The organism is Ruegeria sp. BC7 (genome assembly GCF_056539165.1).
On sequence record NZ_JBQFUL010000002.1, the window covers coordinates 645,431 to 669,334 of the forward strand.

General features: G+C 58.4%; 18 protein-coding genes. 11 read left to right on the forward strand and 7 right to left on the reverse strand.

Features of this window, described 5'->3' with window-relative positions; translation table 11 throughout:
* Window positions 1-166 precede the first annotated feature (166 nt).
* The 5 genes from dusB to ntrX all read left to right on the forward strand — a co-directional run bounded on the left by dusB (window position 167) and on the right by ntrX (window position 7,417).
* Window positions 167-1,150 carry a tRNA dihydrouridine synthase DusB gene (dusB, locus tag ACR0KS_RS08225; RefSeq protein WP_480693167.1) on the forward strand — a complete coding sequence of 328 codons (984 nt, stop codon included), beginning with the start codon at window positions 167-169 and terminating at the stop codon, window positions 1,148-1,150.
* Window positions 1,147-2,214 carry an ATP-binding protein gene (locus ACR0KS_RS08230; RefSeq protein ID WP_170383022.1) on the forward strand — a complete coding sequence of 356 codons (1,068 nt, stop codon included), beginning with the start codon at window positions 1,147-1,149 and terminating at the stop codon, window positions 2,212-2,214. Before dusB ends, ACR0KS_RS08230 begins: the two co-directional genes overlap by 4 nt.
* 41 nt (window positions 2,215-2,255) lie before the next feature.
* Entirely contained in the window at window positions 2,256-3,623 is a 1,368-nt protein-coding gene (locus ACR0KS_RS08235) for a sigma-54-dependent transcriptional regulator (RefSeq protein ID WP_170383024.1), read from the forward strand.
* Window positions 3,624-3,722: 99 nt separating this feature from the next.
* Window positions 3,723-6,011: a sensor histidine kinase gene (locus tag ACR0KS_RS08240; protein WP_170566996.1), complete on the forward strand. Its 2,289-nt coding sequence runs from the start codon at window positions 3,723-3,725 to the stop codon at window positions 6,009-6,011.
* On the forward strand, window positions 6,008-7,417 hold the full coding sequence (gene ntrX / locus ACR0KS_RS08245; RefSeq protein WP_170383028.1) for a nitrogen assimilation response regulator NtrX: 1,410 nt from the start codon (window positions 6,008-6,010) through the stop codon (window positions 7,415-7,417). Before ACR0KS_RS08240 ends, ntrX begins: the two co-directional genes overlap by 4 nt.
* A gap of 12 nt (window positions 7,418-7,429) precedes the next feature.
* On the opposite strand, the gene ACR0KS_RS08250 is transcribed toward ntrX, so the two are convergent.
* Window positions 7,430-7,909 carry a hypothetical protein gene (locus ACR0KS_RS08250; protein ID WP_170566995.1) on the reverse strand — a complete coding sequence of 160 codons (480 nt, stop codon included), beginning with the start codon at window positions 7,907-7,909 and terminating at the stop codon, window positions 7,430-7,432.
* A 96-nt stretch (window positions 7,910-8,005) separates the two neighbouring features.
* Between ACR0KS_RS08250 and trkA the strand changes: the two genes are divergently transcribed.
* From trkA to hflX, 4 genes are all read left to right on the forward strand, one after another.
* Window positions 8,006-9,382, forward strand: a complete 1,377-nt coding sequence (gene trkA / locus ACR0KS_RS08255; protein ID WP_170566992.1) for a Trk system potassium transporter TrkA — start codon at window positions 8,006-8,008, stop codon at window positions 9,380-9,382.
* The gene (locus ACR0KS_RS08260) at window positions 9,382-10,920 is read left to right on the forward strand and encodes a potassium transporter TrkG (RefSeq protein ID WP_170383035.1); all 1,539 of its coding nucleotides are present in this window, start codon (window positions 9,382-9,384) and stop codon (window positions 10,918-10,920) included. The genes trkA and ACR0KS_RS08260 overlap by 1 nt, the downstream gene beginning before the upstream one ends.
* Window positions 10,921-11,045: 125 nt before the next feature.
* Window positions 11,046-11,285, forward strand: a complete 240-nt coding sequence (gene hfq, locus ACR0KS_RS08265; RefSeq protein ID WP_010440340.1) for an RNA chaperone Hfq — start codon at window positions 11,046-11,048, stop codon at window positions 11,283-11,285.
* Window positions 11,285-12,556 carry a GTPase HflX gene (gene hflX / locus ACR0KS_RS08270; RefSeq protein ID WP_170566990.1) on the forward strand — a complete coding sequence of 424 codons (1,272 nt, stop codon included), beginning with the start codon at window positions 11,285-11,287 and terminating at the stop codon, window positions 12,554-12,556. The genes hfq and hflX overlap by 1 nt, the downstream gene beginning before the upstream one ends.
* Before the next feature lie 3 nt (window positions 12,557-12,559).
* On the opposite strand, the gene ACR0KS_RS08275 is transcribed toward hflX, so the two are convergent.
* From ACR0KS_RS08275 to hemB, 4 genes are all read right to left on the reverse strand, one after another.
* The gene (locus ACR0KS_RS08275; RefSeq protein WP_170566988.1) at window positions 12,560-12,955 is read right to left on the reverse strand and encodes a nuclear transport factor 2 family protein; all 396 of its coding nucleotides are present in this window, start codon (window positions 12,953-12,955) and stop codon (window positions 12,560-12,562) included.
* A 105-nt stretch (window positions 12,956-13,060) separates the two neighbouring features.
* On the reverse strand, window positions 13,061-15,523 hold the full coding sequence (locus ACR0KS_RS08280) for a penicillin acylase family protein (protein ID WP_170566985.1): 2,463 nt from the start codon (window positions 15,521-15,523) through the stop codon (window positions 13,061-13,063).
* 174 nt (window positions 15,524-15,697) lie between these two features.
* Window positions 15,698-16,270, reverse strand: a complete 573-nt coding sequence (locus ACR0KS_RS08285) for a YSC84-related protein (protein WP_170383043.1) — start codon at window positions 16,268-16,270, stop codon at window positions 15,698-15,700.
* Window positions 16,271-16,411: 141 nt separating this feature from the next.
* Complete coding sequence (hemB, locus tag ACR0KS_RS08290) at window positions 16,412-17,410, reverse strand: porphobilinogen synthase (RefSeq protein ID WP_170566983.1); 999 nt, start codon at window positions 17,408-17,410, stop codon at window positions 16,412-16,414.
* Between the two features lie 120 nt (window positions 17,411-17,530).
* Between hemB and ACR0KS_RS08295 the strand changes: the two genes are divergently transcribed.
* Window positions 17,531-18,055 carry a component of SufBCD complex gene (locus ACR0KS_RS08295; RefSeq protein WP_170481687.1) on the forward strand — a complete coding sequence of 175 codons (525 nt, stop codon included), beginning with the start codon at window positions 17,531-17,533 and terminating at the stop codon, window positions 18,053-18,055.
* Between the two features lie 21 nt (window positions 18,056-18,076).
* Window positions 18,077-21,529, forward strand: a complete 3,453-nt coding sequence (mfd, locus tag ACR0KS_RS08300) for a transcription-repair coupling factor (protein ID WP_170566981.1) — start codon at window positions 18,077-18,079, stop codon at window positions 21,527-21,529.
* A 30-nt stretch (window positions 21,530-21,559) separates the two neighbouring features.
* Here the strand turns inward: mfd and ACR0KS_RS08305 are convergent, their stop codons facing one another.
* Together ACR0KS_RS08305 and ACR0KS_RS08310 are read right to left on the reverse strand one after the other, a co-directional pair.
* Window positions 21,560-22,234, reverse strand: a complete 675-nt coding sequence (locus tag ACR0KS_RS08305; RefSeq protein ID WP_170566979.1) for an SH3 domain-containing protein — start codon at window positions 22,232-22,234, stop codon at window positions 21,560-21,562.
* Window positions 22,231-23,895: a tetratricopeptide repeat protein gene (locus ACR0KS_RS08310; RefSeq protein WP_170566977.1), complete on the reverse strand. Its 1,665-nt coding sequence runs from the start codon at window positions 23,893-23,895 to the stop codon at window positions 22,231-22,233. Before ACR0KS_RS08310 ends, ACR0KS_RS08305 begins: the two co-directional genes overlap by 4 nt.
* Window positions 23,896-23,904 lie beyond the last annotated feature (9 nt).

Genomic DNA, 23,904 nt, shown 5'->3' on the forward strand with positions numbered 1-23,904 from the left:
ATTTGTGAGCAATGTTTAGGGCGCGGTGAATGGAGTGGCAATCACCTGCGTAAGTGCGCCTAAAAATTAAGCACATGATGATTTTCCGGGCTTTTCGCCGCCCGATTTGTTGTTCATATACGCTCAATTCGGTATCAAAGCCCCAACTGCCCAAGGATTAAGCACGTTGACACTGCAGCTCGCTGAAAAAGACATTAACCCGCCGGTTATGCTGGCTCCGATGGCTGGAATCACGGACCGCCCGTTTCGTGATTTGGTGATGCGCTTCGGCGCGGGCATGGTCGTCAGCGAGATGGTTGCCAGCCAGGAAATGGTTCAGGTAAAACCCGGCGTGCGCGAGCGTGCCGAGTTGTCAGCGGACGTTGAAAATACTGCGGTGCAACTGGCCGGGCGTGAAGCGCATTGGATGGCTGAGGCCGCGCGGCAGGTCGCAGATCGGGGTGCGCGGGTCATCGACATTAACATGGGGTGCCCCGCGAAAAAGGTAACAAACGGCTATTCAGGCTCGGCACTATTGAAGACACCAGACCATGCCCTGAAATTGATCGAGGCAGTGGTGGGCGCTGTGGACGTGCCGGTTACGCTGAAAACCCGACTTGGATGGGACGATAGTTTGCTGAATGCGCCGGACGTTGCGCGGCGGGCGCAGGATGCGGGTATCCGGATGGTTACGATCCACGGGCGAACCCGGTGCCAGTTCTACAAGGGCCACGCAGATTGGGCCGCGATCCGGGCGGTGAAAGATGCGGTTTCAATCCCGGTCATAGCAAATGGTGACATCGTGGACTCAACCTCGGCTCGGACTGCAATGTCTGAGTCGGGCGCAGACGGCTTTATGGTCGGGCGAGGCGCGCAGGGCAGGCCGTGGGTTCTGGCCCAGATTTGCGCCGAACTCTATGGAACAGTTGCTCCGGTCGTTCCTACAGAGGAGGAGCTGACCGAACTGGTGCGGGGGCACTATCAGTCCATGCTTGAGTTTTATGGCGAGGATCTGGGCTTGCGGGTCGCTCGAAAGCATCTGGGTTGGTACATGGATGAGGTGGGCACACCCTCGGCGCTGCGTCGTGCTGTTCTTACATCTCGGGATACGAACGAAGTGCTGCGTCTGTTGGGTGACGCTTTGAACAGCAGTGCGGAGGTCGCAGCATGACTTCGGACCAAAGTATCTGGGCCTCGCTGCCTGTCCCGGCCTTCATAATTGATGCGGATGACAGGATTACCGATGTGAATTCGGCGGGCGAAGGGTTTTTGAACGCTTCGCGTAAATCCGTCATCGGGAACCCGGTCTGGGATCAGATTGCCGTTGATGCGCCGTTGGAAGAAGCCTTTCTTAGGGCGCGTCAGCAGAGCACGCCGTTGTTTGTAAATGACGTTGATGTTGGCTCGGGCAGTCGCGCGCCTCTGCAATGTGCGCTGCAAATCGCGCCTTTGGTCGGGCATTCGGGGTCCATGATCATGATCATCTCGCCGCGAGAATTGGCGGGGCGGATGACACGAGGGAACACGGTCAAATCCGCGGCGCAATCTGCGATCGGCATGGCGGAAATGCTGGCCCATGAGATCAAGAACCCTTTGGCTGGGATCACCGGTGCTGCGCAGTTGCTCAGCATGAATATCTCGCAGCAAGACCTTGAACTAACTGACCTAATTGTTGCCGAGAGCCGCCGGATCGTGAAGCTGTTGGAGCAGGTCGAACAGTTTGGCAACCTGTCGCAGCCCGATTTCAGACCGGTTAATATTCACGATGTTCTAGACCGCGCACGGCGTTCGGCGCTTTTGGGCTTTGGCGCGCATATGAAAATCGTCGAGGACTACGACCCTTCGCTACCTTTGGCCTATGGCGACCCTGATCAGTTTTTGCAGGTGATCCTGAATTTGTTGAAAAACGCTTCGGAAGCGGCCGATCCCAAAGGGGGAACAATCCGGCTGCGGACGTATTTCGAGCATTCGTTCAGACTGCGCCGCAGCGACGGGTCAGGACATTCGCTGCCGCTGCAGGTCGAGATCATCGACGACGGGCCGGGCCTGCCAGACAAGATTCGCAGCGACATCTTTGACCCGTTCGTTTCGGGAAAGGAAAACGGTACCGGCCTTGGGCTGGCGCTGGTGAGCAAGATCATCTCGGACCATGACGGATGGATTTCCGCCGACTCGGTTCCGGGTCGAACGGTGTTTCGCATCTCGCTTAGGCGAGCACCGCGCGACGCAACTTGAGACAACAAATGCCGATAAGAGCAAAATAAGGAGAGCACCCGATGGATGGAACAGTATTGGTCGCAGATGACGACCGCACGATCCGCACCGTTCTGACTCAGGCCCTTACGCGGGCCGGGTGCAAGGTGCACGCGACGTCTTCGCTGACGACGCTGATGCGGTGGGTCGGTGAAGGCAAGGGTGACGTGGTGATCTCGGATGTGGTCATGCCAGACGGGAACGGGTTGGAAATGCTGCCCAAGATTGCGCAGGATCGACCCGGTTTGCCGGTGATCGTCATTTCGGCGCAGAACACAATCATGACGGCGATTCAGGCGGCCGAAGCGGATGCCTATGACTACTTGCCCAAGCCGTTTGACCTGCCGGATTTGATGAAGCGAACCGCGCGGGCGCTGGAGCAGAAACAGCGCGTTCAGACCGAAGTGGTTGAACCCGCCGATGATCGCCCCGAAGAACTGCCTCTGGTTGGGCGCACACCGGTCATGCAAGCCTTGTACCGGCTGGTGGCGCGGGTAATGAATACCGATTTGTCCGTGATGATCTCGGGCGAAAGTGGGACGGGTAAGTCGCTGATTGCAAGGGCTATTCACGACTTTTCGGATCGTCGCACATTGCCGTTTGTCACCGCCACCGCTGCGGACCTTCGCGATCTGGAAGGCCCGGCGCGAGTCATGGCCCGTGTGCGCGGAGGCACGCTTTTGATCGACGAAATCGCGGATATCGAGGACGAATTGCAGGCGCGGATCGTTCGCATGATGGATACGCCGGGCGACCACGTGCCCCGGTTCATGGCCACCAGCCAGTCGGACCTGACCGAAGCGATGGAGAGCGGTCGCGTGCGTCAGGATCTGTATTACCGGCTTTGCGGCGCGACAATCCACGTTCCGGCGCTGCGCGAACGGGTGGATGACATTACTCTGCTGGCCGACCACTTCCTTGCACGAGAGGAGCGTGAGCATGGCGCCAAACGTTGGCTCAGCCCGGATGCGGTTGAGTTGGTGCGCCGGTACTCATGGCCGGGCAATGTGAGGCAGCTTGAAAATGCGATCCGCCGTCTGAGCCTGACCAGCCGCGCAGACGAGATTTCCAAGGCCGAGGTCGAAATGGTTTTGGGTAGTCAGCCCGAAGCGGAGCCGGTTCTGGGTGACGGTGAACGCGAAAAACTGTCCGCGTCCGTGGCCCGTCATCTGCGTCGTTATTTTGATCTGCACGGCAATTTGTTGCCACCTCCGGGGCTGTACCAGCGGATTTTGCGCGAGGTCGAAGGCCCCTTGATCGAGCTTGCATTGGATGCAACTGGCGGAAATCAGGCGAAATGTGCCGATCTTCTGGGCATTAATAGGAACACGCTGCGCAAAAAGATTACAGATCTCGATATTCAGGTGACACGACGCCGCAAACTGATGTAATATCGCCACACAAAGCGTGGCATCCGGGTACACATCCGGCAACGACCACGAAATATGGCGGTAAGCCGCGCGAGCGGCACATCAGGGTGAGGGCAGACGGTGGCAACCCGAGCACAGAGCGGGCTGATCCTATCGATCAATCGGTGGAGGAAATCCCGAAAGCTGCGCAATTTTAGCACCTTGGGCCTGGTTTTGCTGGGTCCAGTGCTGGCTTTGGCCACATACCTTGTCATTGGTCCATTTAATCTGGGCACGACTGCACCGACATTGCGCCTGATCCTGCTGGCCGATCTGGTTTACGTTCTGGTGGTCGCGGCCTTGGTTTTGAGTCAGCTCGGCAGCCTGATCGCTGCGCGCCGGGCGAAATCTGCGGGCTCTCGGCTTCACCTGCGTCTGATCGGTGCTTTCACTCTATTGGCGCTGGTTCCTACAGTGACGGTCGCGATTTTTGCGGGCCTTACTGTGAATATCGGTCTTGAAGGGTGGTTCTCGGATCGTGTTCGTCAGGTTGTCGGTTCATCTTTGACGGCGGCCGAGGCCTATGAGCAGGAACACCGCGAGGGGCTTACGCAAGACGCGACCGTACTGGCGCGTTTCTTGGACACGGCGCGCGCGCGTGACTACTATATCTCGGACGCCGAGCTGCGTTCGGTTCTGGCGCAAGGGCAATCGCAAATCCAACGTGGTTTGCGCGAAGCCTATGTCATTGATGGCAGTGGCGAAATAAAATCGCGCGGTGATCGGTCTTACCTGTTCAATTTTGAACCACCAACGCCCGAGCAGATGATCGAGGCGACAGATAGTGGCCTTTTGATCATTGCAGACTGGCAGAATAGTGAATTCCGGGCATTGGTGCCTTTGCAAGCCTATCTGGACCGATACCTCTACGTCAGCCGTGAGGTGGATGGGCAACTTCTCACGCTTCTCGACGATACGAAGGAAACGGCACAGTTCTACCAGCAACTCGAAAGCGAGAGGGGCAGGGTGCTGTTTGAGTTTGGCCTGCTGTATCTGGGGTTCGCAGTGATTCTGATCCTTGCGGCAATGTCTCTGGGGATGTGGTTCGCGGAACGTTTGTCGCGTCCCGTCGGGCGGTTGACCACGGCGGCTCAGCGCGTCGGAGCCGGGGACTTGAGCGTTCAGGTCATCGAAGAAGCAAGCGATGATGAAATCGCCATGCTGGGTCGTTACTTCAACCAGATGACCAGACAACTGAAAGGGCAGCGCGACACTCTGCTTGAGAATACACGTCAGATTGAACGCCGCCGCCGTCTGTTCGATTCGGTGCTCAGTTCGGTGACATCCGGCGTCGTGGGCGTGGATTCAGAGGGCTGCGTGACATTTGTGAACCGGTCGGCGGAACGCCTATTGGACTGGTCGCGCGGGGAAGAACATCTGGCAATCGGCATTGCGGTGCCTGAGTTCCTGCCTCTGTTCGAGAGCCTGAAGGAAAGCGGTCAGGAGGCCGTGCAGGGCGAAATCAAAGTGACCCGCAAAGGCAGGTTGGAAAATCTGTTGGTTCGCATGGCGACTCGGCGCGGCGAAGACGGCGGTCTTGAAGGGTACGTGGTGGCCTTTGACGACGTGACCGATTTGGTCAGCGCGCAGCGTATGGCGGCTTGGGGCGACGTGGCGCGGCGTATTGCACACGAGATCAAGAACCCTCTGACCCCCATTCAACTGAGCGCCGAGCGGATAAAGCGAAAGTTCTCACGAAAATTGGATGAGGAAGATTGCGATAGCCTTGTGTCCATGACGGACGTGATCGTGCGTCAGACCAATGACCTACGGCGAATTGTGGACGAGTTCTCGAAGTTCGCGCGTATGCCGGAACCCGACCGGCATGAAGAAAACGTCATAGATTTGGTGCGCGAGGCTGTCTTGCTGCAACAATCGGGTCAGCCAGATGTGCAGATTGACGCCACTTTGCCAGACCATCCGGTTCTGGCGGATGTTGATGCGACGATGTTGAATCAGGCTCTGACGAACCTGATCAAGAATGCCGGAGAAGCGATTGAAACCTTGAAACAAAAGGGTGCTCCGGAAAACCTGAAACCACAGATAAAAGTGGATGTATCCTGTGATGACGCTGGGACGGTCATCACGATTGCAGATAACGGAATAGGGTTGCCCGAAGACAGGGCGCGGCTTTTTGAGCCATACGTAACCACACGCGACGAAGGGACAGGTTTGGGATTGCCCATCGTCAAGAAGATCATCGAAGAACATGGCGGTGCGCTGACTTTGGAAGATGCACCGGTATTTGACGGACAGGACCATTTTGGCGCGATGGCCGTGATCCGTTTGCCAGGGGGCAAATTCTCCCAGACGGCGGCGCCACAGAAGCAGGCAATCAATATAAACAAACTGAAAGCAGGCCAAAGATGAGTGACATTCTGATCGTAGATGACGAACGCGATATTCGCGAGCTGGTGTCCGACATTCTGGAGGACGAAGGCTATTCAACCCGGCTGGCTGCCAACTCGGACGAGTGCATGGCGGCAATCAATTCGGAACCGCCGGGGCTTTTGATCCTGGATATCTGGCTAAAGGACAGCCGAATGGATGGGATCGACATCCTCACGGCCGTAAAGCGCGACAACCCGGATGTTCCGGTGGTCATCATCTCGGGCCACGGCAATATCGAAATCGCGGTGGCGGCGATCAAGCAGGGGGCATACGACTTTATCGAAAAGCCCTTTAACATAGACCAGCTGATGGTGGTGATCCGTCGCGCGATGGAGACCTCGCGCCTGCGTCGCGAAAACGCTTCGCTCAAGCGCAAGGAGGTCACGGATTCCGACATGATCGGCAAGTCCGCTGCCTTCCGTTCGATGCAGAGCCAGCTTGACAAGGTCACCAAGTCGAATGGTCGTGTGATGCTGAGCGGCCCTGCCGGGGCAGGCAAGGAAATCGCGGCTCGGTATATTCACGCGCATTCAAATCGTGCAAATGCGCCGTTCGTGACGGTTAACTGTGCGGGTATTGAACCTGAGCGCGTTGAGGAGGTTCTGTTCGGGCGTGAATCCTCGGAACGCGGTGTTGAGTCTGGGTTGTTGGAAGAAGCTCATGGCGGGGTGATTTATTTCGATGAAGTCGCGGACATGCCGCTGGGTACTCAGTCCAAGATCCTGCGGGTACTGGTCGATCAGCAATTCCAGCGCGTTGGCGGGTCTGACAAGGTTCGGGTCGATCTGCGCGTAATCTCGTCGACAAATAAGGATCTTGATGCAGAGATCGCTGCGGAACGGTTCCGCGAGGAGCTGTATCACCGTTTGAACGTCGTGCCGATTGACGTCCCTTCGCTTGAAGACCGGCGCGAGGATATACCGGTTCTGGCACAGCACTTCATAGAAATGTGCAACGAATCCCAAGGGTTGCCGGTGCGCGAGATTTCGGAAGAAGCGGTTGCCCTGCTGCAGACCATGACTTGGCCCGGCAACGTGCGCCAGTTAAAAAACCTGATCGAACGCGTATTGATCCTTGGCGACGGCACTGGGCCGATCGAAGCAAAGGAACTGCCTGCCGAAGACGAAAAGGCGGACGATTCCGGTCGTGTCGTTTTGTCTGGTGCCTTGGCAACCTTGCCACTGCGTGAAGCGCGAGAGGCGTTCGAGCGCGAATACCTGCTGACGCAGATCAACCGCTTCGGCGGCAATATTAGCCGAACAGCCAGCTTTGTCGGTATGGAACGCAGCGCGCTGCACCGTAAGTTGAAATCGCTGGGTGTCGTGACGTCGAACAAGTCGGGCGCTCGGGTTGCTCAGTTGGACGAACCTGAACCGGCGGAATAAACCGCCGGTAGGTCACCCCGCCTGACCCGGTGTGATGATCTGGAAAGAGCCGTTGTCGAACTTTACAAAACACGACTCGGTGCTGAGCGGCGGCAATTTTGTCGTCGGCTGTGCCGGAACGCGTGATTTCACGTTCTGCTTGCAGGGCGGCAAACTTATCGGACGATACCCCCTTTTCGCCATGCATTGCGCCTCGACCGTGTTGCGCAGCCCTTGGTTGACGTCCACGGTATAGACCTGCCCGGGTTGCCACCATCCTGGTGAGCGATAACACCGCCCGTCTCCGTGGCAGTAGGTCCGCCCGGGCCAGTATGTCGGGGGGGATTGACGTACCTGGTTGGCCACAGGCGCGTCCTTGAGCGCCTGAACGCGACACTCGGTGGTTTCTGTTTGCATGCGCGAGACACTTTCGCCTTCGCGGTAATACAGCGACAGAGGACCGCAAGAGCTGAGGAACATAATAGGAATAATCAAGCGAAGTACTGTTTTCATACGCTTATCTTGCCTTGACTGAACATGTATGACAAATCAATTGACCGCTTTGGGGGCATCTGTCATTCAAAGATTTCAGGCAGAAGGGCCAAAAACATGAAGGTCATCATATGCGGTGCCGGTCAGGTTGGCTGGCAGATTGCACGGCACCTTTCGGGCGAATTGAATGACGTTACGGTGGTGGATAACAATCCAGACCTCGTGCGGCGCGCCACGGAAACGCTGGACGTTCAGGGGATCGCCGGGTTTGCCAGCTATCCCGACGTGCTAGAGCGTGCAGGCGCACGCGACGCTGAGATGATCATAGCCGCGACGCACTCTGACGAAGTGAACATGGTCACTTGCCAGATGGCGCATTCGGTATTCTCGATTCAGCGGAAGATCGCGCGGCTGCGGTCAAAGTCCTACCTCGAGGCAATCCACTCGGACCTGTATCGTCGGGATCACCTTCCAATCGACGTGGTGATCAGCCCGGAGAGAGAGGTTGCGGCAGCGGCCATGCGCCGTCTGTCTGCCCCATCTGCCTTTGATACCGAAATGTTCATGGACGGGCAGGCGCAGCTTTTGGGGATTCGCATCGACGAAGACTGTCCGATCGTGAATACTCCTTTACGGCAACTGACCGACCTGTTTTCCACCCTGAGTTCGGTTGTTGTTGGCGTTCGTCGCGAGGGCACCCTGTTTGCCCCCGAATCCGAAGACCAGCTATTTGTTGGGGATGAATGTTACGTCTTTGCCAGCGTCCAGGACGTGGACCGCACGCTGGAAGTGTATGGAAAGGCGCAAAAGAAACAGGATCGCGTAGTTATCGTCGGCGGCGGGAATGTCGGGCTTGAGGTCGCCCGCACGCTGGAAGAACGCGAAAGCCGCGTCCGGGCAAAAATCATCGAGCGTGATCGCCGCTGCGCGGAACTCGCGGCCGAGGCGTTGGAACGTACAATCGTTCTGAACGGCGACGGGTTGGATGCTGCGTTGCTGCGCGAGGCCGGGATCGAACGTGCCGATGCGATGCTGGCCGTCACAGATGACGACCGTGCCAATATGTTGGCCGCCGTTCGCGCCAAGGCCGAAGGCTGTGCGTTGGCGATCGCCTTGATCAACGATCCCAGCATGGTTGCCCTGATGGGACCACTGGGCATTGACGCTTATATCAACCCGCGTGCGACCACGGTCAGCTCGATTCTGCGCCACATTCGCCATGGGCGTGTGCGACAAGTCTATTCCATCGGCGATGCCGAGGCCGAAGTGATCGAGGCCGAAGTTCTGTCCACCTCACCGATGGCTGGCCAGAAACTGCGCGACATTGATTTTCCCGAAGGTGTTCTGGTCGGTGCAATCCGCAAAGGGGATGAGCTGTTTCGACCGAGCGGCAGCTTGCGGATCGAGGAAAAGGATGTGGTCGCGATTTTTGCCATGGCCAAGGACGTCCCCGAGGTCGAACGTTTGCTGCAGGTTTCGATTGATTTCTTCTGATGGAGCGGGCTCGGGCACAGAAGATCGGGTTGGTGCGGCGATTGCCGCTGTTCCTTCTCATCTGGGGTATTGCCGCATTGTCGATGTGGATACCCGCGATCTACGCACTGGCGCTGGATGACCACGATACATCGCGGTCCTTTTTCTATTCGGGGCTTTTGGGGCTGTTCGTCGTCGCAAGTATTGCGCTGGCGTCGTCCAACCGAGTTCCCCGTCGCGGGACTCTGGGGCAACTGGCCGTTTTGCTGGCCTGTTTCACGGTGCTACCGATATTTCTTGCCATTCCGCTACACGACGCGCTTGGGAATACGACATTCCTGAACGCTTATTTCGATATGGTCAGCGCGATGACCACGACCGGTGCCGATATATTTCCCGACCCCGATCGTTTGACGCCCTCGCTGCATTTGTGGCGTGCGCAAGTGGGATGGATGGGCGGTCTTTTGATGTGGATTTCCGCCGCCGCTATTCTGGCGCCGTTGTCGCTTGGTGGGTTCGAGGTCACCGCACGCGGGCAGCCGGGTCGCCCGGTTTCTGGTGTCGCGCAGAGCGAAAAAGTGGACCCGCGAGGTCGCTTGATCCGAGTCACACGGACCCTGACACCGGTCTACGCAGGTTTGACCGCAGTGATATGGCTACTGTTGCTGATCGCAGGCGAGCAAGGGCTGACCGCGATTTGTCACGCAATGTCCACGATGGCGACCTCGGGTATCTCGCCTGTCGGCGGCCTTGAGGGGGCGCAGGCCGGTGTGACAGGAGAAGCAATCCTGTTCCTTTTTCTTTTCTTCGCGCTGTCTCGTCTTACGTTTTCGACCGATACGGCCATGACGGGATATTCACGGCTGGACAAAGACCCTGAATTTCGGATCGGCCTGTTGATTGTCGGTTCCGTCGCGATCCTGTTGTTCTTTCGTGTTTGGGCTGGGGTCAACGAAATCGGCAACACGATGGAGCCGCTACAGGCGTTGAGTGTCATTTGGGGTATGACCTTTACGGCGCTGTCTTTTCTGACCACCGCCGGATTTGAAAGCGCCAATTGGAATGATGCGCAGCAGTTGTCTGGCCTTGGCACGCCCGGATTGATCCTCATGGGGCTGGCGCTGATCGGCGGCGGCGTTGCGACTACGGCTGGTGGGGTCAAACTATTGCGGGTTTTTGCCCTGTACCTCAATGGCGCGCGTGAGATTGACCGGCTGATCTATCCGTCCTCGGTCAGCGGGGTGGGCGGCGGCAACAGGCGCATCCAAAGCGATGGAGCCTTTATTGCCTGGATCTTCCTGATGATGTTTGCGTTGACCGCAGCGGCGTTCAATTTGCTGCTGGCAGCGACAGGGGCCGGGTTTGAACAGGCCATGGTTCTGACCGTTGCAGCGCTCAGCACGACTGGCCCGTTGATCGAACTGGCCACCGATGTTCCGTTGCGATTGGTCGATTTGTCAGCAGGCGCAAAGCTGACGATGTGTGCTGCAATGGTAATTGGCAGGCTTGAAACCCTGGCGATTATTGCCTTGATCACGCCGGCGCTCTGGCGGGGCTGAGAATCCACACCCGCAGAATGTCTTATTTTTCATCTGGAAACTCGGTTAACGACACTCCATACTCTGCCGGAGGGAGCGCGTTGGTCCGCAGCGCGTAGCAAGAACAATGGCGAGATTATAAAAATATGGCTTCGGACAGACAGAATCTGCAGGACGCGTTCCTGAATAATGTAAGAAAAGCAAAAGTCCCGGTCACGATATTCCTGATCAACGGTGTGAAATTGCAAGGTGTAATCACCTGGTTCGATAATTTCTGCGTCTTGTTGCGCCGCGACGGACAGTCGCAGTTGGTCTACAAGCACGCGATTTCGACCATCATGCCGTCGCAGCCGATCAGCCTGTATGAGGGCGAAGACGCCTCTTGATGGAACACGATAGGACGCGCACCCGCGCTTGGGTGCTGCATCCGGAAATTAAGTCAGATGAACAGCGCCGTGTCCCCGAACCGGCGCTGGAAGAAGCGGTGGCGCTGGCTGCTGCTTTGCCCGATCTTGACGTGATCGGATCGGAAATTGTGCGCCTGCAACGTGCCCAGCCTGGTTTGCTTTTCGGAAGTGGCAAGATTGAGGAACTGGCAGAGCGGCTGCACGACAACCAGATCGAACTGGTTCTGATCGACGGGCCGGTTACCCCCGTTCAGCAGCGCAACCTTGAAAAAGCCTGGAAGGTCAAAATCCTTGATCGGACGGGTCTGATCCTTGAGATTTTCAGCGATCGTGCCCGGACCCGAGAGGGTGTTTTGCAGGTCGAGATGGCGGCGCTCAGCTATCAGCGGACGCGTCTGGTTCGGGCGTGGACCCACCTTGAACGGCAGCGGGGCGGGCTTGGATTTGTCGGTGGACCCGGCGAAACCCAGATCGAAGCTGACCGGCGCGCTATTGACGAACAGCTTGTGCGCTTGCGGCGGCAGTTGCAGAAGGTGGTCAAAACGAGGACGCTGCACCGGGCCGCACGCGCCAAGGTGCCATATCCCATCGTTGCGCTGGTGGGGTACACGAACGCCGGGAAGTCGACGCTTTTCAATCGCCTGACCGGGGCCGAAGTAATGGCCAAGGACATGTTGTTCGCCACCTTGGACCCGACCATGCGCCGGGTAGAACTGCCTGACGGCCCCGAGGTGATCCTGTCGGATACGGTGGGCTTTATCTCGAACCTGCCGACCGAGCTGGTCGCGGCCTTCCGTGCCACGCTGGAGGAAGTTCTAGGCGCAGACATCATTGTCCACGTCCGCGACATCAGCCACGACGAAAGCGATGAGCAAGCTCGGGATGTCGAAACGATCCTGACTTCGCTTGGGGTCGACGATGAGCGTCCGCGGCTTGAGGTCTGGAACAAGATCGATCTGCTGAGCGACGACGACCGCGAAGCCGCCATCGCGCGCACGGATCGCGATCCTGCGATCTTTGCGATTTCCGCGGTGACGGGTGAAGGGATAGAACCGCTATTGGCCGATATCGCGGTCAAGCTACAGGGCGTGCGGCACGAAACGACCTTGAAATTGGGTTTTGCCGAGGGCGACAAGCGCGCGTGGCTGTTCCGTCAGGATGTTGTCCAGTCTGAAAAGCAGGAGGACGATGGGTTCAAGATCACAGTTCTTTGGACCGACAAACAAGCCGCGCAGTTTGCGGCCCTCTAAGGATCAAACGCCGTCGATCTGTCTTTGATAGTCTTCGGCGTCGAACCAACCAAGCGAAGATTGCACCTTGTTGTCCGTGGTCATTTCCCATTCTTCCCAACCGCGTGTGACAACGTGATTTCCGGTTTGGGCATGATGCCCTTCCAAGGTCCAGACAAAGATTGCGTGGGTTCCGGCCCATCTTAGCATGTCACATCGGACTTCGAGGTCCGGGAAGTCGGCAAAGAAGCCGCGCGCCATGTCTGCAATTGCTGCGCGTCCGACGAAAGGCTCGCCGCGATTGATCTCGATTTTCCCGTCCGGTGCGAAAAAGCTGGCGACCGCTTCAGGATCGCCCGAGCTCCACGCGATCGCGTAGTCCCGCGCAAGGTTGTTCAACGTATCCCGAATACTGGCCATGAATACCCCCGGTTCAAATCGCTGACCCCTGGGATCGTAAGCCAAAACAAGGGGCTGCGTCCACGGAAGCGCAAAAAAGGGGCGAGGTCTTGCCGAAAGATGGCCTCAGCGCGGCACCAAATTCGTCACGCCAACAGCGGCTGCACGGGCCAGATCAAGGTCCAGCGACATCGGAATATACTCTCCACGCCGCCAGAGTTGCGCCTGGTCGTCATAGTAGCGCGACAGGAAATGACCAGATTGACCAGTGGCCGTGATAAAGACCGAGCTGTCAGGGTCCGCGAAATCATAGACGCCCCGATATCCCGCGCCGTGCACGTTCTGGAACGGGTCCGGGCCTTCGCCCGAAGTGCGCCCGCGCAGCAGGGTATTGTCGCCGCCGCTGGTGGATTGGCGGATATTGACGAAGAACCGCAGAACCGGGACCGAGCCCAGAACCGGGTGATCATGGGTGGCCTGATGCGCGTCGCCCCAGCGCAGGGATTCCAGCGATCCGCCATATTTCTCGGAAATCCAGATCAGCGCGTCATCCAGCGCCATTCGAGCCATATCTGTGCAGGTCTCGACCGGAGCGCTCTGACGCACGTCACACCAAACCGCCGCGCCGTCGATATCGCGGTAGACGCGTTCGATGAATAGCGGTTCGACATGTTTGTATTCAGCGGCCAGCGGGCCAAGCTCGTCCGAGATCAGGCGGATTTGCAGCGCGCGCAGCCAAGCGGCATAGATCAGCGGCTCGGGCAGGTGTTCGTTCATCTCGCCATTCCACTCGGCCAGCAAACCCAGCGCGATCTGGCGCTGACGCTCGGGCGTGCCTTCGGGGGCCGAGGCGCCGGTGAACCACAAGTCAGCCCCGATCAAGGGCAGAAGCGAGCGGGCGGTAAAGCTGACGGTGTCCAGCTGCGCCTCGATAAAACTGTCGCGCGTGTGAACCTCGCGCGATTGCATAAGGCGTTCCCAGCGGTGAATGCGCTGCGTGTCACCCCATTCATATGAAACATGCTCGGGGAAAGGGCGGTCTATGACTTTGTTGTTTGTATTGCCCAGTATGCCACCGACCGGGGCTACAAATTCCGGGTTGTCCGCATAGGGCAGGCGGCCCTGCCAGCGGTTTTCGGTCAGCCATCCGGGGGTGGGGATGCGCCCACGGCTTTGGTTGCGCAGGTCGCGCTTGGGCATGGCCCCGATCAGCTTCATGCCGATCGTGTCCTTGTCCACCACTGACAGGTTCTGAGACGGGGCGATGAACAGTTCGGCTGCGTCAATCGCCTGCGGCACGGTATCGGAATTCATCAAGGCCATCGACGCGGTCATCGACGTGTCCCGCGCACTCAGGGCGGTCCAGGACAGCGATGCGACGTGACCCGGCGGTGTGATGGTTCCCAGGTCGTAGTGGCTGCCGGGCAGAACGGGGCCGTTTTCCGTCCATCGCAGGGTCAGAGTGATGGGCGCCTCGTCCTTGATCTCGATGATCGAGGGGCGGTTGCGGAACGTCTTGTACCCGTCGGGGGTCAGGTATTCTTCGGGATTGTCGGGGTTGAGCTGTTCAATATGAACGTCCTGATCATCCAGATAGGACGATGTCAGCCCCCATCCCAGCCGATCGCTGCGCCCCGCCATGACCGAGGGGATGCCCGGAATCGTCGCGCCGATGACACCGCCTTTTTCCAGTTCCAGCCGGGCCAGATACCAAACTCCGGGGGCGGTGAACCCCAGATGCGGATCGTTTGCCAGCAGCGTCCCGCCAATGGCGGATCGTGAAGGTGCTGCGGTCCAAGCGTTTGACGCACCGGCCAGCCCCCGTTTTGGGAATGGCGAGAGCGGACTGCCGGGCATGGGCGATCCGGCGGCATATCGGGGCACGCCCGGGAACAGGGCGGCATATTCGGGCAGGGCCGCGATCCCGGCACCGGGTACATCAGGCAGGATATCCGCCAGCCGCGCCGGGTTGTTCAGCAAAAGCGAGGTGCGCGCCCTCAGCACCTCATCCTCAAGATGGCCCGACAACTGAAGGCTCATCAGTTTGATCACAGCGATGCTGTCACCGGGTTGCCAAGGGGAAACCGGCGCGTTGAACAGGAACATCTCGGGCGCGCCGCGCCCAAGCGCCATCTCATTGATCTCGTCCAGCCGCGCGTTAACCCCCGCAGCGTAGGCACGCAGCGCGGCCTTGGTATAGTCGTCCTGTACGTCGACCGAGCGATGGGCAAGGCCATAAAGGTCAAACCGACGCAGCAATTTGTCGATTGATACCGTGCGAGCGCCGAACACTTCGGACAGACGCCCCTGCGCGGTGCGTCGCAAGACCGTCATCTGCCAAAGCCGGTCCTGCGCATGTGCATACCCAAGCCCGAAGAAGACATCCGGGTCAGTCTCACCCAGAATATGCGGCACATTGGCTGTATCACGTACGATTTCCACGGGCGCAGTCAGCCCGCGCACCTCGACGGTCTGATTGTATTCGGGCAGGGATTGGCTGGCTAGAAAATAGACCAGAAGTACAGCGGCCACAGTAAGAAGGACGAGGCCCGTGGCAACGCGCACCAGCCAACGAAATACTAATCCCATCTGAGGCTCATTTTCTGATCTAGCTCCGTTTGGCGTCAGAGTAGTGGAAGCCCATCCCAACCGAAAGAGGAACGCCCGCAGAATGTGCATCTTTGCGCAACGTCGCAAAGAAAAACCCCTGCCACAGAGACGCGCCCATGGCAGGGGTTAAGCACTGAGGGGGTTAGTGCTGACTTACGGTATGATCCGCGTATATTTTGTGCCTTCGACTGTCGCGCCGATCTGCAGGCCCGCTTGACCGAAGACGGCTGCCAGAACCGGGGAGCGCAACGTTGTTGTGTCCGTCGAGAGCGAGTCGCCCTGATCGCTGACCACATAGCCGATATCAGCGCCGGCGGTCCAACCGCTGGAGCGGCGGAAGTCATTCAGTGCGTCTTGCGTCATAAAGAACAGAACGTGGGCGTATTGCTGTGCGCCGACCTGCAGTCCAGCGGTGCCTTTTACGGCTGAATAGTAGTCGACCGTCGCACCGTTGATCCGCAATGCGCCGCGGCCGTAACCGCCGCCAAAGACAAATCCGGCCTCGGTTATCAAGGGCATGACCAGCATGCCGTTGGCTTTTTCCGCGATCTCTACGGTGTTCGGATAGCGAGAATACATTTCGGTCAGCGTGGCATCGACGCGCGCGTCGATCGTGGCCGCGTTCGAGTTGCCGACGCCGTTGCCGCAAGCTGCGGTCAGGGTCAGCCCGGCCATGCCAAAGGCAAAGCCACGACGACTTAGTCGAATGGGATTGGAACTGCTCATTGTTTTTTCTCTGTATGACTGCCTGAATTGTCGGGTGTTCCCGATCTTGTGGGCGAGGATACGCCTATTGAGTCCACCTGTCACGGGAAAGCTGCGCCGCCCCCGTTCACAATCGGCGAATTATCGCGAAAGTTTGAGGTATTAGCGCTGAAGGTGACGGGCTACCTCTGGGGCAAAGTAGGTCAGGATGCCGTCACATCCTGCGCGCTTGAACGCGAGAAGGCTTTCCAGCATGACCTTTTCCCCATCTACCCAGCCGTTCTGCGCAGCCGCCTGAATCATCGCGTATTCACCGGATACCTGATAGGCGTAGGTCGGTGCGCCAAACGTGTTTTTCACCCGACGGCAGATGTCCAGATAGGGCATGCCCGGCTTGATCATAACCATGTCCGCGCCCTCGGTCAGATCACGCTGGATCAGACGCAGAGCTTCGTCTGAATTGGCTGGGTCCATCTGATATGTTTTCTTATCCCCGGTCAGCGCGCCCGACGCCCCGACAGCATCGCGGAACGGGCCATAAAATGCGCTGGCGTATTTGGCGGCGTAGCTCAGGATCATCACATTCTGGTGGCCTGCGGATTCCAGCGCGCGACGCATCGCTCCGATCCGGCCGTCCATCATGTCAGATGGTCCGATGATATCAGCGCCCGCGTCAGCCTGGGCCAGCGTCATTTTCACCAGCGCCTCGATCGTCTGATCGTTCACAATCTCGCCATTGACAACATACCCGTCGTGGCCGTTGATGTTGTAGGGGTCCAATGCAACATCCGTCATCACTGCAATGTCCGGGGCTGCGGACTTGATGGCGCGAATGGCACGGTTGGACAGGTTGTCGGGGTTCCATGCTTCGGCGCAGTCTTCGGTCTTCAAGCTGGGGTCGGTGTATGGGAAGATGCAGATCGCGGGAATACCAAGTGCCTGCGCTTCGACTGCGGCCTTCGCAATCAGATCGACCGAACGGCGAACGACACCCGGCATGGATGGCACGGGTTCTTCGATGCCTTCACCATCGCGCACAAAAACCGGCCAGATCAGATCGTCGACGGTCAAGGAGTTTTCGCGCACAAGGTTCCGCACCGCCTGAGATTGACGCACTCTGCGAAAACGGGTCATTGGAAAAGGGGCGATGGTCGGTTTCATGTCGCGCTCTCCTTGAATAATCCTGCATTGGGTGGCATGAATTCGGCGTAGTCTCAAGGGTAACGATGGACGCGGCAGTGCGAAGAGGGTCCCTAAGGACAGTGAACAAAGGGCTGGCGCGTGGACGTATACTCTTCGATCTTTGAACTTATTGACATGCGCAGCTTTTCCAATCTTTGGTATTGGATCGTGCTGGCGGTTCTATGGTCCTCGGCTAGTCATTGGGCCATGGGTGTGCCGCATGATCTGGTCGTGCGCGCGCGCCGTATGGGCGGGCAGGCCGAGAAAGATCTTATGGACATTGTCAGGATCAACAGGAATCGGCTGTTGTACATCGCGGATGTGTCCGGGCTGGTTATTTTTGCGCTGAGTTGCTTCTGCTTTACGGGGCTAGCGACGCTTGGTTTTTATTACGGTGTAGAGTTCGCGCAGGCGGTATTTCTGCTTTTGTTTCCGCTGTGCGTAGTGATGCTGATCAACATATCCGCCGCGCGCAAACTGCGACGCGCAGAGGCCGGTATGGAAATCGTTTCAAAGATTCTGTCACGATGCAGAATCTATACGCAGATCGTCGGGATGATTTCGATCTTGATCACATCGCTCTGGGGTATGTATCAAAACTTTTCGATCAGCGTTCTGGGATAGAGAATTCGGAAAGGCAAGGCGATGACGGCTCCGAACCATGTAACGGTTGGCGGCGCCCCCGAAGGGTTTGACGCACAGCTTGTTCTGAACGAAATGACCCGGACCGGCGGTCCGGTCTGCCATGTCGCGCGTGATGACAAGCGGATGGAAGCGATGCGCGCGGCGCTTGCCTTTTTTGCGCCAGACGTCCCTGTTTTCGTGTTTCCCGGCTGGGACTGCTTACCCTATGACCGGGTGTCGCCGAATGCGGATATCGCGGCTGCGCGGGTCGCGACCTTGGCGGCTCTGGTCCATCAGATGCCAGAGCGTTTCGTGTTGCTGACAACCCTCAATGCGGCAACACAGCGTGTTCCGGCGCGCGAAGTGCTGAAGCAGGCCGCATTTACCGCACGAGTGAATCACCGCGTTGACGAAAAAGCCCTGCGCGCGTTTCTGGTGCGCATGGGTTTTACCCAAAGTCCCACCGTGATGGAGCCCGGAGATTATGCCGTTCGCGGCGGTATCATCGACATTTTCCCACCCGGAGAGTCCGGCCCCGTGCGGCTGGACCTATTCGGAGACGTTCTGGACGGCGCGCGCCGGTTCGATCCTGTCTCGCAACGGACGACAGAAAAGCTTGAGGTTGTGGAACTGGCCCCGGTGTCTGAGGTCATTTTGGACGAAGCCGCCATTACCCGGTTCCGCCAGAACTATCGCATTGAATTCGGCGCGGCGGGCACCGATGACCCACTGTACGAGGCGGTGAGCGCGGGGCGTAAACATCAGGGCGTTGAACATTGGCTTCCCTTTTTTCACGAAAGATTAGAAACCCTTTTCGACTATCTGCCGGGGGCCACGATCTCGCTGGATGATCAGGTGACGCCTGCGCGTCTGGCGCGGTGGGATACGATTGCCGATCAGTATGAAACCCGGCGTCTGGCGTTGGAAAACCGTTCGCGCATGGACACGGTTTATAAGCCCACGCCTCCCGGATTGCTGTATCTGGACGATGCGGCGTGGGAACAGGCTGTGGGAGACCGGCGGGTATTGCAATTTAGCCCTCTGCCACAGGCCAGCGGGCCGGGTGTGATCGACGCGGGCGGGCGGATCGGGCGCAACTTTGCGCCTGAGCGTCAGCAGGAAAGCATCAGCCTGTTTGGGGCGCTGGCCGCACATATCACCGACAAGATGGCAAAAGGCCCGGTGCTGATCGCGTCCTATTCCGAAGGCGCGCGGGAACGTCTGACCGGACTGATCGAGGATGAAGGTCTGGCCGAGGCGATCCCCGTTACCGATGGCACGCGCGTTGGCAAACGTGGGCTGCATCTGGCTGTCTGGGCGTTGGAACATGGGTTTGAAGCCCCAGGCCTGACGGTCATTGCCGAACAGGACGTGCTGGGTGATCGCCTGATCCGCCAACCCAAGAAACGCCGCAAGGCCGAGAATTTCCTGACCGAAACCCAATCCCTCAGCCCCGGCGATCTGGTGGTGCACGTGGATCACGGTATCGGGCGATATATCGGCATGGAGGTCGTCACCGCTGCCGGTGCCGCCCACGAATGTCTGCTGCTGGAGTATGCAGAGCAATCCAAACTGTATCTGCCGGTCGAAAACATCGAACTGCTGTCCAAATACGGCCATGACGAAGGTTTGCTGGACCGTCTGGGTGGCGGCGCTTGGCAGGCCAAGAAAGCCAAGCTGAAAGAGCGCATCCGCGAGATGGCGGACAAGCTGATCCGCATCGCCGCCGAGCGTGCGCTACGCAAAGCGCCCGTGATGGACCCGCCGCCCCACGCGTGGGAGGAGTTCAGCGCCCGTTTTCCCTATCAGGAAACCGACGACCAGCTGCGCGCGATTTCTGAGGTGATGGAGGACATGCACTCGGGCGCGCCGATGGACCGTCTGATTTGTGGCGATGTGGGCTTTGGCAAGACCGAGGTCGCCATGCGCGCCGCCTTTGTCGCCGCCATGTCAGGTGTTCAGGTGGCCGTGGTTGCGCCGACCACGCTGCTGGCCCGCCAACACGCGGCCAGCTTCAAGGAACGGTTCCGGGGCTTCCCGCTGGAGGTGCGGCAGTTGTCGCGCTTTGTCTCTGCAAAAGACGCTCAGCAAACACGCGACGGCCTGGCGCGCGGCACGGTGGATATCGTGATCGGCACCCATGCGCTGTTGGCCAAGGGGATACGGTTCAACAATCTGGGCCTGCTGATCATCGACGAAGAACAGCATTTCGGCGTCGGTCACAAAGAGCGCTTGAAACAACTTCGCTCGGACATCCACGTTCTGACCCTGACCGCCACGCCGATCCCGCGCACGCTGCAACTGTCGCTAACCGGGGTGCGCGACCTGTCGATCATCGGCACACCACCCATCGACCGTCTGGCGATCCGCACCTATGTCAGCGAGTTCGATGCGGTGACAATCCGCGAGGCGTTGCTGCGTGAACATTATCGCGGTGGGCAAAGTTTCTATGTGGTCCCGCGCATCTCGGACCTGCCCGAGATTGAGGAATTCCTGAAAGAGCAACTGCCCGAACTGACCTATGTGGTCGCGCATGGGCAGATGGCAGCGGGCGAACTTGATGACCGGATGAACGCCTTTTACGACGGCAAATATGACGTTCTGCTGGCAACAACGATTGTGGAAAGCGGGCTGGATATTCCGACCGCGAACACGATGGTCGTGCATCGGGCGGATATGTTCGGCCTTGCGCAGCTCTATCAGATACGCGGCCGGGTAGGGCGATCAAAAACGCGTGCCTACGCCTATCTGACAACGAAACCTCGCCAGAAACTGACCGCAACGGCCGAGAAACGCCTGCGCGTTCTGGGGTCGCTGGATACGCTAGGCGCCGGGTTCACGCTGGCCAGCCAAGATTTGGACATTCGCGGCGCGGGCAACCTGCTGGGCGAGGAACAATCTGGCCAGATGCGCGATGTGGGCTATGAACTCTACCAGTCGATGCTGGAAGAAGCGATTGCCAAGATCAAAGCCGGTGAGATGGAGGGACTGTCGGATGCCGATGACCAATGGGCGCCGCAGATTAATCTGGGTGTGCCCGTTCTGATCCCCGAGGATTACGTGCCCGATCTGGATGTGCGTCTGGGCCTGTATCGTCGCCTCTCGTCGCTCTCGACCAAGGTCGAACTGGAAGGCTTTGCAGCGGAACTGATTGACCGCTTCGGCAAGTTGCCGAAAGAGGTCAACACCCTGATGCTGGTTGTGCGGATCAAAGCAATGTGCAAACGCGCCGGTATTGCAAAGCTGGACGGTGGGCCAAAGGGCGCGACGATCCAGTTCCACAACGACAAATTCGCGTCGCCTCAGGGGTTGGTCGAATTCATCCAGAACCAGCGTGGGCTGGCCAAGGTCAAAGACAACAAGATCGTCGTGCGGCGCGATTGGAAAAAGGACAGCGACAAGATCAAGGGTGCGTTTTCTATCGCGCGGGATCTGGCAGAAAAGGTAATGGCCCAGAAAAAGGCCAAAACCTAGAGCGTATTGAGCGTTTGCTAGGTGGGCGTACTAGTCGCCCGCAACAAATGTGCACAACTGCCACTGGCCGGTGTCTGATTTGGCAAATGCAGCGCGATACCCGACCATCGGCCAAAGAAATTTGCCGTGCATGTAGCCTTGGCCGCCATCGGTCAACAGAACCTGCTGATAGTCATCAAACTCGGAATATTCGCGGACGATGACGACTTCGTAGCTGATCAAATCCAGAATGGGCGCACCAAGGTTCGGGCTTTGGCGCAGTGTCACATCCTCGGCGCTGACGAAATAAGCCATGTAGGGGTCAAGCGAGGCGGGTAGGGTGATCTGCCATTGATGCGGCATCCAGAACTCGCCTTCGTCGTTGAAATATCCGGGTTGAGCGAGCGTGTGCTCCATATCCGTCCAAAACCATTCGCTGATCTTGTCGGCGTGCCTGCGATCCTGTTCAGGCAGCGTCTCAGGATCGAGGACCAAACGTTCGCGTAATTCTTCTGGACCTCCGTCCCCTCCATGACTGAGATAAATGTCGGGGCAGGCCGCGGCGATAACCGCTTCGGTGTCGCGCGCTTTTATTTTGGCCAACAAATCACTGCGAAACGCCACGAGGGTTGGATCCTGATCCGCCTCGTCTACCGGAGGGAATGACTGGCGATCCGCTAGGGCCGGGCCGCAAATGACAGCGGCGAGCATTAAGATGTATTTCATTCTGCGGCCCTCATCGCCGCCTGAGCGCAAAAACAGGATGCACCAACAGCCCGGTCAGCGCGGGCCAATGCCAGGTCCAGCCTTTGGCTGATTTGCTTGATCTCGTCGGTCTCACCACGCGCTTTCAGGCAATCGTACAACCCCTTGAGGCTCCAGACATTGTCAGGGTGGATCGAGGCGCGGCTAAGGGTGCCGCCTAATCCCAAATCCTCGCGATAGACTGCTTCGGCCTCGGCGGTGTGACCTTGTTCAAACAGCAACGCACCCAAAGCGTGACGAGTAGGCTGCATCCAGCCCCACGGCTCATCATAAGGTAGGTTGTCGTCCAACTCGACCGAGCGTCGCAGATGCGCATAGGCTGTATCGTAATTCTCTTTGCGGTACTCGATCTCGCCCCGCAGCATTTCCCGCGCGACATCCAGAAGGTCGACAACACGGTTGTTGTGCAACAGCCGCGTATCAGGGACGCGGGCTTTGGCGGCAAGAAAAAGCTGTTCCTCGGCCTCGGCTTCGGGCACGTGACCGGTCGCCGCAAAAGCGATGGCGCGGGCATAATAGGTCGTTGCGGTCAGGGTAAGGAACAGATCGGTGTCCTCGGGTGGCTCAAGCGCCTTGGCTTCTTCCCAGCGGCCAAAGCGGATCAGGATGTGCGGCCCCATAGACATGTAGCTTTCAAAATAATCCGCCATCGGTGGGCTTTCGATGCGCAACATTTCTTCGGGCGTGGTGTCCCACATGCCCTGATTGGCGCGCAGAGCGGGTTCGATCTGACCCAGAAACAGCGCGCCGTAGATGACAAAGTGATAATCGTGTTGGCGATAGCCGGTGTATATGTTGAAGGCGCCTTCGCGCTCATAATACTTCAGGTCTGCTTCGATCGCTTTTTCGTTCCAGTGCACGACGTTCTGGTAATGACCGCAAAGAACGTCGATATGAGTGGGCATGTGCACCAGATGACCTGCATCAGGCACCAAGGTGCGCAGGATGTCCCCTGCTTTCAACGCTTTCTCGGGGGTCGGCGACATCTCCATCAGGTGCACATAAAGATGCAGAAGGCCGGGATGAGACATGGCCGCTGGATCATTCGCCATGGCGTCTTCCAGCACGTCTTGCGCTTCGAGTGTTGCTGCACCCTCGGCCGGCTTCCCTGTTTTCAAATCCCACATCTGCCAGGGCGTCAGGTTCAGCAGCGATTCAACGTAGATGGTGCGCAGGTCCAGATGGTCGGGCAGCTCGGCAAAGGCTGCGCGCATGGCGTCCGCGAAATCGTGGTCCCATTGGTGCATATCGCCCGTTGGGGCGCCCTGCGGATATCGGGCAGGCAGTGCACGGATCAGCGCCTGTTCCACCGGAGTGCAACCGTCGGACAAAGCAAGCGCCCGTTGGGTTGCGTCATAAGCCAGCGTCAGCGCCTTCTTCTTCCCGCGTTCATCCAGAAGATCCCAGGGCAGGTTATAGTTTGGGCCAGCGGCATAGGCGACACCCCAGTGCGCCATTGCGCAATCCGGGTCAGCTTCGACAGCGCGTTGGAAGCAGACGACGGCCTCATCGTGATTATAACCGTAGGTCCAGACCAACCCACGGTCGAACCAAAGCTGCGCTTCGGCTGAGGTGGTCGTGACCGCGCATGTATGTGTGCCCAGATCGTAATAATCGCTCATTGAAAATCT

What these genes read in the sequence shown, in the direction of transcription:
- ACR0KS_RS08230 (WP_170383022.1), top strand. Translation starts at nt 1,147, where the DNA reads ATGACTTCGGACCAAAGTATCTGGGCCTCGCTGCCTGTCCCGGCCTTC.
- ACR0KS_RS08235 (WP_170383024.1), top strand. Translation starts at nt 2,256, where the DNA reads ATGGATGGAACAGTATTGGTCGCAGATGACGACCGCACGATCCGCACC.
- ntrX (WP_170383028.1), top strand. Translation starts at nt 6,008, where the DNA reads ATGAGTGACATTCTGATCGTAGATGACGAACGCGATATTCGCGAGCTG.
- ACR0KS_RS08250 (WP_170566995.1), bottom strand. Translation starts at nt 7,909, where the DNA reads ATGAAAACAGTACTTCGCTTGATTATTCCTATTATGTTCCTCAGCTCT.
- trkA (WP_170566992.1), top strand. Translation starts at nt 8,006, where the DNA reads ATGAAGGTCATCATATGCGGTGCCGGTCAGGTTGGCTGGCAGATTGCA.
- ACR0KS_RS08260 (WP_170383035.1), top strand. Translation starts at nt 9,382, where the DNA reads ATGGAGCGGGCTCGGGCACAGAAGATCGGGTTGGTGCGGCGATTGCCG.
- hfq (WP_010440340.1), top strand. Translation starts at nt 11,046, where the DNA reads ATGGCTTCGGACAGACAGAATCTGCAGGACGCGTTCCTGAATAATGTA.
- hflX (WP_170566990.1), top strand. Translation starts at nt 11,285, where the DNA reads ATGGAACACGATAGGACGCGCACCCGCGCTTGGGTGCTGCATCCGGAA.
- ACR0KS_RS08275 (WP_170566988.1), bottom strand. Translation starts at nt 12,955, where the DNA reads ATGGCCAGTATTCGGGATACGTTGAACAACCTTGCGCGGGACTACGCG.
- ACR0KS_RS08280 (WP_170566985.1), bottom strand. Translation starts at nt 15,523, where the DNA reads ATGGGATTAGTATTTCGTTGGCTGGTGCGCGTTGCCACGGGCCTCGTC.
- ACR0KS_RS08285 (WP_170383043.1), bottom strand. Translation starts at nt 16,270, where the DNA reads ATGAGCAGTTCCAATCCCATTCGACTAAGTCGTCGTGGCTTTGCCTTT.
- hemB (WP_170566983.1), bottom strand. Translation starts at nt 17,410, where the DNA reads ATGAAACCGACCATCGCCCCTTTTCCAATGACCCGTTTTCGCAGAGTG.
- mfd (WP_170566981.1), top strand. Translation starts at nt 18,077, where the DNA reads ATGACGGCTCCGAACCATGTAACGGTTGGCGGCGCCCCCGAAGGGTTT.
- ACR0KS_RS08305 (WP_170566979.1), bottom strand. Translation starts at nt 22,234, where the DNA reads ATGAAATACATCTTAATGCTCGCCGCTGTCATTTGCGGCCCGGCCCTA.
- ACR0KS_RS08310 (WP_170566977.1), bottom strand. Translation starts at nt 23,895, where the DNA reads ATGAGCGATTATTACGATCTGGGCACACATACATGCGCGGTCACGACC.